9 protein-coding genes are annotated in these 9,545 nt (G+C 73.2%); 4 read left to right on the top strand and 5 right to left on the bottom strand.

From position 1 onward, the window contains the following. The first annotated feature begins 372 nt into the window (after positions 1 to 372). A complete protein-coding gene (locus RIF68_RS15960) occupies positions 373 to 1,785 on the top strand; it encodes a cytosine permease (RefSeq protein ID WP_309051917.1) in 1,413 nt (470 codons plus the stop codon). A gap of 105 nt (positions 1,786 to 1,890) precedes the next feature. Then, positions 1,891 to 3,573: an amidohydrolase family protein gene (locus RIF68_RS15955; RefSeq protein ID WP_309051916.1), complete on the top strand. Its 1,683-nt coding sequence runs from the start codon at positions 1,891 to 1,893 to the stop codon at positions 3,571 to 3,573. A gap of 82 nt (positions 3,574 to 3,655) precedes the next feature. Here the strand turns inward: RIF68_RS15955 and RIF68_RS15950 are convergent, their stop codons facing one another. From RIF68_RS15950 to RIF68_RS15930, 5 genes are all read right to left on the bottom strand, one after another. Continuing rightward, complete coding sequence (locus tag RIF68_RS15950) at positions 3,656 to 4,360, bottom strand: DUF305 domain-containing protein (RefSeq protein ID WP_309051915.1); 705 nt, start codon at positions 4,358 to 4,360, stop codon at positions 3,656 to 3,658. Positions 4,361 to 4,457: 97 nt separating this feature from the next. Continuing rightward, the gene (locus tag RIF68_RS15945; RefSeq protein WP_309051914.1) at positions 4,458 to 4,919 is read right to left on the bottom strand and encodes a DUF6153 family protein; all 462 of its coding nucleotides are present in this window, start codon (positions 4,917 to 4,919) and stop codon (positions 4,458 to 4,460) included. 50 nt (positions 4,920 to 4,969) lie between these two features. Next, positions 4,970 to 5,314 carry a tetratricopeptide repeat protein gene (locus tag RIF68_RS15940; protein WP_309051913.1) on the bottom strand — a complete coding sequence of 115 codons (345 nt, stop codon included), beginning with the start codon at positions 5,312 to 5,314 and terminating at the stop codon, positions 4,970 to 4,972. Positions 5,315 to 5,540: 226 nt separating this feature from the next. Further along, positions 5,541 to 6,857: an MFS transporter gene (locus tag RIF68_RS15935; RefSeq protein WP_309051912.1), complete on the bottom strand. Its 1,317-nt coding sequence runs from the start codon at positions 6,855 to 6,857 to the stop codon at positions 5,541 to 5,543. Between the two features lie 86 nt (positions 6,858 to 6,943). Then, a complete protein-coding gene (locus RIF68_RS15930) occupies positions 6,944 to 7,708 on the bottom strand; it encodes a hypothetical protein (protein WP_309051911.1) in 765 nt (254 codons plus the stop codon). Positions 7,709 to 8,297: 589 nt separating this feature from the next. Here RIF68_RS15930 and RIF68_RS15925 point away from each other — a divergent pair. After that, positions 8,298 to 8,420 carry a hypothetical protein gene (locus tag RIF68_RS15925; protein ID WP_309051910.1) on the top strand — a complete coding sequence of 41 codons (123 nt, stop codon included), beginning with the start codon at positions 8,298 to 8,300 and terminating at the stop codon, positions 8,418 to 8,420. Positions 8,421 to 8,452: 32 nt separating this feature from the next. Further along, the gene (locus RIF68_RS15920) at positions 8,453 to 9,415 is read left to right on the top strand and encodes a ribosome-inactivating family protein (RefSeq protein WP_309051909.1); all 963 of its coding nucleotides are present in this window, start codon (positions 8,453 to 8,455) and stop codon (positions 9,413 to 9,415) included. The last annotated feature ends 130 nt before the right edge of the window (positions 9,416 to 9,545 follow it).

Here is a 9,545-nt window from a genome sequence, read left to right as displayed (position 1 = left end):
GGCCTCCTCCAGCATCCGCTCCCGCGTCACGCTCCCGTCGCGCCGCCGTCCGGCCCGCGCCCCGGGCCCGGGCGCGGCGGTCCGCTCAGCCGCCGTCCCGGCGGGGGGCGCGGCCGCCGTCTTCCCCCCTGCCGTCGCGCGCGTTCCTTCCGTCCCGGGGGTTCCGGCGGCGGGCTTCGCCGCCGCTCCCGCCCTCGGCCTTCCCTTCGCCACCGCCACCGCCCTTTCGTTCCCAGCGCCCCTGCGTTCGCGTGACCGACCCTAACGCGCGGCGTCCCGGGTCTTGACGTGGGAGCCGCCGTCACCCATCTTGAATGCCATTCAAAGACTTAGAACGCCATTCAAGATGGTGTGGAGCGAGGGAGGTGCGGTGTGCTCGGACACGAGCCGACGCGGGCGGAGCCCGCGACCACGGGCCGCGACGAGGTGTTCCAGGTCGAGGGGCACGGCATCGACCCCATCCCCGACGCCGAACGCCACGGCGGCGCCAAGGACGTCTTCTGGCTCTGGTTCGGCTCCAACCTCACCTTCACCTACGTCATCAACGGCGCCCTCGCCGTCGCCTTCGGCCTCTCCTTCTGGCAGGCCACCGCCGTCGTCGTCCTGGGTGGCCTCTCCTTCGCCGTCATCGGCGCGGCCGGCCTCGGCGGCGTCCGCACCGGCACCGCCACCCTCGTCATCTCCCGCGCCGCCTTCGGAGTCCGGGGCAACTGGCCCGCCGGACTCCTCAACTGGGTCGTCAGCATCGGCTACACCATCGTCAACACGGTCGTGGGCACCCTCGCCCTGGAGGCCTTCCTCGCCGACCTCGGCCGGGCCGTCGGATCCCCGGCCCGCGCGTTCGCCCTCGCAGTCACCCTCGCGCTGACCTTCGCGGTCGCCCTGTGGGGCCACGCCACCGTCCAGTTCGCCGAGCGCTGGATGGCCTACGTCCTGGCCGCCGGCTTCGCCGTCCTCCTCGTGCTCCTGCTGCCCGGCGCGGACACCACGCCCCCCACCGCGGCGCCCGGGGCCGCCGGATGGAGCCTCGCCCTCGTCGTCATGCTCGCGGGCCCCTTCTCGTACCTCCCCATGCCCGCCGACTACACCCGCTACCTGCCCCGGACCACCTCCCTCCGGGCGGTCACCTGGAGCGGCGCCCTCGGCGGCTTCCTCTCCTCCGTCGCGCTCGGTGTCGCGGGCGTCGCCGCCGCGACGCAGACCGACATGACCGACGCCGTGGCGGGCACCGAAAGCCTGCTCCCCGGCTGGTTCCAGCCCCTCTTCCTCGCCCTGGTCCTCGGCGGCTCGGTCACCAACTCGATCATCACCCTCTACTCCTCCAGCCTGAACCTCCAGGTCCTCGGCATCCCGTGGAGCCGCGCCCGCGCCCTGCTCATCAGCGCCGGCGTCACCGCCGCCGGCTCGCTCGGCGCCCTCTTCCTGGCCGACTTCACCACCTCGCTGCTCTCCTTCCTCTCCCTCCTGATCATCGTCTTCGCGCCCTGGGGAGGCGTCTTCCTCGCCGACATGGTGCTGCGCCGCTGCGCCTACGACCAGGACGCCCTCCACGCGGGAGCGGGCGGCGCCTACTGGTACCGCGCGGGCTGGCATCCGGCCGGTGGCGCCGCTCTCCTCGCCGGCATGCTGTTCGCCGCGCTCACCTGCGACTCCGCACTCTGGACCGGCCCGCTGGTCGCCCCGCTCGGCGGCGCCGACCTGACCCTGCTCGGCGCCCCCGTCGCCGCCCTGGTGTACGTCCTCCTCGCCCGCGGCACCGTCGCCCCGGCGCCCCGCGACGCGTGAGCGCGCCACGCCGGGGCCCCGCCCGGGGCCGCGCGGACCGGGCCCCGCCCGGCCCGCCGCTCCCCGCCATCCGTTCCCCTCCCGTACGACACGGAGCTCTGCCACGTGAACAGCGCCACCCCCGCCGATCTCGTCCTCACCGGCGCCCGCATCCACACCGTCGACCCCGGCCTGCCCGAGGCGGAGGCCCTCGCCGTCCGCGACGGGCGCATCGTGTGGCTGGGCGCGGCCGCCGACGCGACCGCGTACACCGGGCCGGCCACGCGGGTCGTCGACGCGGGCGGCCGGCTGGTCCTGCCCGGTTTCATCGACGCCCACAACCACGTCCGCCTCGGCTCCGACGACGCCTGCGCGCAACTCGCGGGCGCCCGTACCCTCGACGCCGTCCACACCCGGATCGCCGACTGGCGCACCGCCCACCCCGACGCCCCCTGGATCGAGGCCGAGGCCTTCGACTACTCCGCCCTGCCCGGCGGACGCATGCCGACCGCCGCCGACCTCGACCCCGTCACCGGCGGCACCCCCGCGTTCGTCCTCAGCTACGACGTGCACACCGCCTGGCTCAACACCGCGGCCCTGCACCGCCTCGGCATCACCCGGGACCGTACCGACCTGCCCTTCGGCCGGGCCGTCACCGATCCGCGCACCGGCGAACCCACCGGCTTCATCCGGGACTTCGCGGTCAAGGGGCTCTCACGCGAAGGCCACCGCGCCCTGCGCGACCTCGGCGTCCCCTGGGCCTCGCCCGACCGCCAGTACGGCCGGCTCGCCAAGAGCCTCGACGACGCCGTCGGCTACGGCATCACCACCGTCGTCGAACCCCAGAACTCCCTCGACGACCTCGCCCTCTTCCGGCGCGCCCGCGCCGAGGGCCGGCTGCGCTCCCGGCTCGTCGCCGCCCTCTTCCACCCGCGCGGCACCACCGAGGCCGACCTGGACGCCTTCGAGGAAGCGGCCCGCCGGCACGCGGACGACCGGCTGCGCGTCGGCCCGCTCAAGCTGTACATCGACGACGTGGTCGAACCGCGCACCGCCGCCCTCCTGGAGCCGTACGCGGGCTGCGCCCACCACCGGGGCGACACCTTCTACCCGCCCGAGGAGTTCGCCGGGCTCCTCACCCGCCTCGACGCGCGCGGCTTCCAGTGCTTCGTCCACGCGACCGGGGACCGGGGCATCCGTACCGTCCTCGACGCCGTCGCCCGGGCCCAGGCCGTCAACGGCCCCCGGGACGCCCGCCACCAGATCGTCCACGTGGAATGCCTCGACCCGGCCGACACCCCCCGCTTCGCGGAACTCGGCGTCGTCGCCTGCATGCAGCCCCGCCACGCCGCACCCGACATAGCCGGGCCGGGCCGGGACTGGGCCGAGAACATCGGCCCCGACCGCTGGCACAAGGCCTGGCCGCTGCGCAGCCTGCGCGAGGCCGGCGCCGTCCTCGCCCTCTCCAGCGACTGGAACGTCGCCGAGATGGACCCGATGGTCGGCATCCACGCCGCCGTCACCCGCCGCCCGGTCGGCGGCGGCGAGCCCTGGACGGAGACCGAGACGATCGACGTCGCCGCCGCCGTGGAGGGCTACACCATGGGCTCCGCGTACGCGAACTTCCTCGAACGCGACCGCGGCTCGCTGACCGCCGGCAAGCTCGCCGACTTCGTCGTCCTCTCCCGCGACATCCTCCGGATCGCGCCGGAGGACATCCCGGGCACGGTGGCCGAGACCGTCGTCGTCGGCGGCGAGATCGTCGCGGAGCGGGGACGCCCGCTCGCCGTGCGCGCCCCGGGGAAGTGAGAGGTCGGTACGGAGACGGGCGGCGGTGGCCGGACGGGGGCGGCCCGCGCGGTGCGGCACGGACCGCCCTCGGAGGTCCGCGTCAGAGCCGGCCGAGGATCCTCCGCAGCTCGGCGACCTCGGCGGACTGGGTGCGGACCACGTCGTCGGCGAGCCGCTTGGCCGTGGCGTTGCGACCGTCGCGCCGCTCCTGCCGCGCCATCTCGACGGCGCCGTCGTGATGGGCGATCATCAGCTGGGCGAAGAGGCGGTCGAAGGCCTTGCCCTTGGCGGCGGCGAGCCGCTTCATCTGCTGCTCGGTCATCATGCCGGACATGCCGTGACCGCTCCCGTGGTCCATGGGGGCGGACTCCGGCTCGCCCCATTCCCTCAGCCAGTCGCGCATCTTCCGGATCTCCGGGTCCTGGGCCCGCTCGATGGCGGCGACCAGCTTCTTGATTTCGGGGTCCTCGGCGCGGCCGTCGGCCAGTCCGGCCATCTCCAGCGCCTGGCGGTGGTGCGGGATCATCATCTGCGCGAACATCACGTCCGCGTCGTTGAAGGGCCCGGGGGCGGCCGTGCCCGAGCTGGTGCCGGTCCCGGAGGCGGGGGTGGCCGTCGTGCTCGGCGTGGCGGTGGGCGTCGCCGCCGAGGACGTACCGCCGTGGTGGGGGGCCTTCGCCGCGTCGTCGGTACCGCAGGCGGCGAGCAGCAGCCCGGCCGACAGGACGGCGGCGATCAGTGCGGGCGTCCGCCGCGTACGGCGGGCGCGAGGGGCTTCGGGGGTGGGAGAGACCGGGGAACGCATGGTGATACCTCGTGAGCTGGGGTCGTACGGATCGATGAGGACGGGCCGCGACGGCCCCCACGGCGCGGAGCGCGCGTGGGGCGTGCGGGGGTACGGCCTAGATCCGCAGGACGGACAGCTCGGCGAGGTCGGGAGGGCGGCGGGGCGGTGCGTGCGCCCCCTGCGCGGGAGTGCGGCGCGCGGGGAGGAGGTGCAGCCAGTCGGTCCGGCGGCGCAGCGCGGCGCGGACGAGGCCCGCGAGCAGCCAGCCGGCGAGCACGGCCACGCAGAGCGTGGTCATGTCCATCCCCGAGCCGGGGTCGTGTCCGGTGTCCGGCGCGCCCGGGTGGAGACCGCCGGCCGCGTCCTCTGTGTGGAGAACCGTCGCGGCGCCGTGGTGGGCGGTCGCCGCTCCGGGGGAGTGGGCGGCGGTCGTTCCCGGATCCGTTCCTGTCCGGGGCCCTTCGGGGTGCCCGGTGGAATGCATCATGAAGACGCCGAGCGCGAGCAGGCCGACGAGCAGCAGGTGCGCCAGGGCACCTCCCGCTCGTCGCCCGTGTCGGGCTCGGCCTCCCCGCACGATCAGGACCTCCAGGACCGACCATACCGCGCGGGGGTATCAGTTCCGTGTCAGGACGGCAGCTCGCCGGCCATGGCGGCGGCCATCCGGAGGTGCGGCGCCGCCTCGTCCGCGCGCCCCTGCCGCTCCAGTGTGCGCCCCAGCATGAGGCGGGCGTAGTGCTCGACCGGGTCGCGCTCCAGGATCTCGCGGAGCTCCGCCTCGGCCCGGGAGAGCTGGGCGGAGTGGTAGTAGGCGCGGGCGAGCAGGAGCCGCTGCGCCGTCTGGCCCGGGTGCTCGGCCACGAGGCCGCGCAGGATGCGGACGGCGGTGCCGTACTCCCTGGCCTCGAAGAACAGGCGGGCCCTGTCCCAGCGCTCGGCGGCCGTTCCGAACTCGTAGTACGTGTCGCTCACGGCTCTCCCTTTCCCTCAGGCCCGGATCCGCCACCCTGGCGGGTGGTCGAGCGGTTCAACACGAGCCATTGGTTGAAAATTCCACCAAGAGGGGTGGAGCGTCATGAGCGCCTTGACCTCACCGAACCGTCCGCGGCGGTCGTGGTTTCGTCGTCGCCGAGCTGTTGCGGGATCTCGTCGGCCCGCGCCGGGGACGCCGCCGCGGGCTGTCCGTTCCCAGCTCTCGTCAACGCGTCGGCGCTGACGTGTCCTTCCGCTCGGCGGCGGACGACCGGCGGCGGGTCAGACGGAGATCGGTCAGGGCGAGGGAGACGGCCGAGGCGACCACGACGGCGTTGAGGCACAGGGCCAGGCGCGGGCCGACGCCGACCAGGGTGCCCGCCAGCGCCGTGCCGGCCGAACCGGCGGCCATCTTCAGCCCGGCCATCGTCACGAACACCTGCGCCCGGGCGTTCGGCGGGGAGTACACCGACCGCACGGCCAGGGACGCGGTGAAGAGGACCGCGCTCGTCGTTCCCGCCAGGGCGAAGGCCACCAGGGCGACGGCATAGCCGGGAGCCAGCGCGCAGAGGCCGACGGTCACGGCGTTCGCGGCGATCAGCCGCAGTACCCACCGTTCCGGTTCCCCGGTGAGCGGGAACACGCCGGTCAGCAGAGCTCCGCAGAGGTTGCCGACACCGTAGGCCGCGCCGAGGGCGGCGCCCGCGCCCGCCGAGCCCTGGAGGTCGCGGCCGAAGACCACCGCGATCACCATCACACCGCCGGTGCTGACCGAGGTGATCATCGTGGCGATCATGACGCGCCGCAGCGGACCCCGCCGGACGATCACCTTGAGCGCGTCCCGTACGGGCATGGAACGCTGCCTGGCGGCGGCGGCGGTGCGGTGCTCCTTCGGCAGCGCGAACATCAGCAGGCCGGCCACCACGCCGGCCGCGCCCAGCGCGACGACCGCGACCAGGGCCCCGGACAGGGCGGTGATCGCGGCGACCGCGGCGGGGCCGAGGATGTTGCTGCTTCCGTAGGTCGCCGAATCCCACCCCTCGGCGCGGCGCTGGGCGCGGGTGTCCTCGCCGACGATCAGCGCGAGCCGGCTGCTGAGCCCTCCCGTCATCAGCGGATCGCAGAGACCGCCGATGACGACGAGCAGACCCACCAGGACGATGGGCACACGATCCAGCGTCAGTCCGGTCCCGGCGAGCATCAGCCCGAAGACGACGAACGCGGCCGCCAGCCGGAACCTGGGGTCGCGGGCCTCCTCCAGCCAGCGCGCCATCCACGGTCCGGCGATGTTGGGAAGGGTGAGCAGGGCCGCCAGGACGCCGCCGAGCGCGGCCCCGCCGTGGCCGGGGCGGGCCAGCGTCAGCGCGACGAGTGCCACGGGAGCGCCGCCGCTCGCCGAGCGTACGAGCGTGGCCGCGGTGAGGTACACGGCGAGTGACAGACCCCGGCGCTGCCGTAACTCGCCCTCGTGGGCCGTCGCGTCCCGTGTCCGCGGGGCGCCGGACGCCGCGTCCCCGTCGGCGCGCTTGCGGCGGTCGGGCACGTCTTCTCCGTTCGGTGGGGTCCGGCCGTGGTGGCCGGACGCGCTGTCGCTGCTCGTGCCCGCGGTGGTCCGCCGGCCGCCGCGCCTCACGCGGCCGGAGCCGGGGTGCGCGTCCGCTCGGCCAGCAGCGGGAAACCGAGAAGGACCTCGACATCGGCCTTTACCGCGGAGCACGCCGCCTCGGCCTCGGCGGGCGTGGGGGCGAGGGCGCGCAGCATGCCGAACGAGTCGAAATTGGTGCGCATGGGCGGCACCACGTCACCGGCCCCTGTCCGCGCGTGGCCGGAGCCCGTCACGGTCCGCGGCGGTGCGAAGTGGGCCCGCACGGCGGAGGCGTCGCGGGCGATGGAGGTCACGGCCTTCCCGATGCCCAGAACGGGTTTCACGATGACCGGGTAGCCGATCGCCTCGGCGGCCTCCGGTGCTTCGGCGGCGTCGGTGACCACGCGGAAGTCGACGCTCGGCACCCCGCGCTCGCGCAGGACACGGCGTGACTCGCCCTTGTCCCGGGCCGCGAGGGTGCCGGCCGGTGAGGTGCCGCGTGCCCCGATGCGGGCGGCGAGGTCGGCGGCGGCCTGCGCCCCGTAGCTCAGCGTGGAGAGCACCGCGTCGACGGCCCCGGGATCCGCGCCGGAGGCGAGCAGCGCCCCGTACACCGCGTCGCTGTCCAGGGCGTCGGCGAAGGGCGCGGAGTGGTCGGCGAGTTCGATCGCCTCCCTGCGCTGGGCCGGGGTGGCGGTGAAGTCGTGGAGGGGGCAGTGAAGGCAGGTCACGGTGTGACCGTTTCGCTTCGCGTGGGCGAGTGCCTGAACACCCAGGCCCGTGGTCTCCACGAAGAGGAGGTGAGACATGACGGCCCTTCCTCGCCACACTGCGGCGGAGGATCGATTCGAACGGATGCGGGACGGCGCGGGACAGGGTAGGTGTTCCCGCTGAGCGGGATTCATGCCCGGGCGACCGGGGCGCCTCATGAGCCCGCCGGCGGTCGGACGAGCACACCGGCCGCCGGGGGCTGTCGCGCCGGACGGCAGGAGATGCCACCTGCTCGCGCCCCCGCACGGCTCGGGGCTCCCCGGCGGTGGCGCCTTCGACGAACGCGGCGTGCGCCCCCGGGGGGCTTCGCAAGCCATGCATCCCAGCCGAAGGATCCCCGGTCGCTCGGCAGGTCCACCGGCCGTCGGGTTTCGACGTCGCTCAGGACGGTCCCGCAGCGACGTCCTCAGCGGATCGCGTACGCATCGAGTCCGGCGCGCGGGGGCGGGAGCTTTTCCCGCCTCAGGCGCCCGTGGAGCAGAAGTCCGGTGCCGATCAGCGGCGTTAGCTGGGTGTCGGCGAGACGTTAGCAGTGATCCGTAGCGTGGTTCTCACGGCCGTCAGGGTTCGCTTCGTCGGCGGGACCGAGCGTTCGCAACGCCCGATCGAGCGAGGAAAAGTTCCGCGATGAAGAGAAGCAGAACCGCCGGCCTCACCGCCGCCGTTGTCGCCGGCATGCCCTCGGACCTCGGAATCGAGATCGCCCAAAAGCAACACGCCCTGCCCCCGGGCGGGCGGTACACGATGTGACCATCCTCAACACCCCCCGGAGAAACTGCCACATGAACATCAATCCATCCGTCCGCCCGGCGTTCTCGCGCATCGTATTACTGATTTTGGCGTTGCTGGCATCCGTTGGACTCACGCAGGCCCCCGCCCCGACCGCGACCGCGGTGACGCCTCGGTGGGTTCGCGTGGACTGGGACATCACAAACCTCCAGCCCAATACGTCCAGTTCGCACGCCGCGAACTCCTACTGGTCGATGCTGGCGTCGGTTCGAGAACACGCAAGCACGGGAATTCCGCCCCATCACGGCGCCACCTATTCCGTGACCGACCCCAATTCGAACAGGTACATCGAAGTCGCGCTGGTGGACTGGTCGAACCAGGCGGTGCCGCATCGGCTGTCCCTCATCCTCGATGCGCGAAACCTCTACGCAGTGGGGTTCTTCACACCGCAAAGCAGGTATCTCTTCAGGGACATGGACGTGAATCGCGTCGTGGCCGCATACAACGCCGTCCACAGCGGGCTGCGGCCCGAACATTTCACCTACCTGCCGTTCGGTGAAAATTACAACGACTTCTCCCGGGACGAGTGGCGCGCCAACACGTCATTTCTGGGGCTGCGCAACGACATCAACAGCCTTGTCGGCCTCAGCGGAACCATAGGCCAGAACACACCTCCGGCCATCGCCGCCGGACGTGCCCTCACTCAGGTTGTGGCCGCGGTATCCGAAGCCTCCCGCTTCGGATGGATCCAGAATCGCATCCTCAACACGATCCGGAGCGGTTCCGACATCGACGGGCACAGCAGGTACAGCCACCTGGGCCTCTTCGGTGCCGAAATGGAAACCAGCTGGGCGGCCCTCACCCGCCTCCTTGCCGCCAACGCGGCGGGACGGCAAGGGGCGCCGGTGACCATAAACAATCGGGTCTATGCGAATCGCTATGAAGTGGAGCAGGGGGACCCGAGGCGGAACATGCCCGCCATTGACGTACAGGTTGCTCTCGGATCTCAATGGTGACCTGACGTCGCGTGCCCGCGTCACTCGGTGACGCGGGCCCGCCGACGGATGTGCCGGGGGACTTAGCGGCACCCGGCCCTGTCCCCCCAGACCGGGCCGGCGGCGCGCGGCCCCGGAAGCGGGACCCCCC

It is taken from the genome of Streptomyces sp., assembly GCF_031178505.1.
Taxonomy (GTDB): Bacteria; Actinomycetota; Actinomycetes; order Streptomycetales; family Streptomycetaceae; genus Streptomyces; species Streptomyces gulbargensis.
This window is presented reverse-complemented; position numbering and strand designations above follow the sequence as displayed.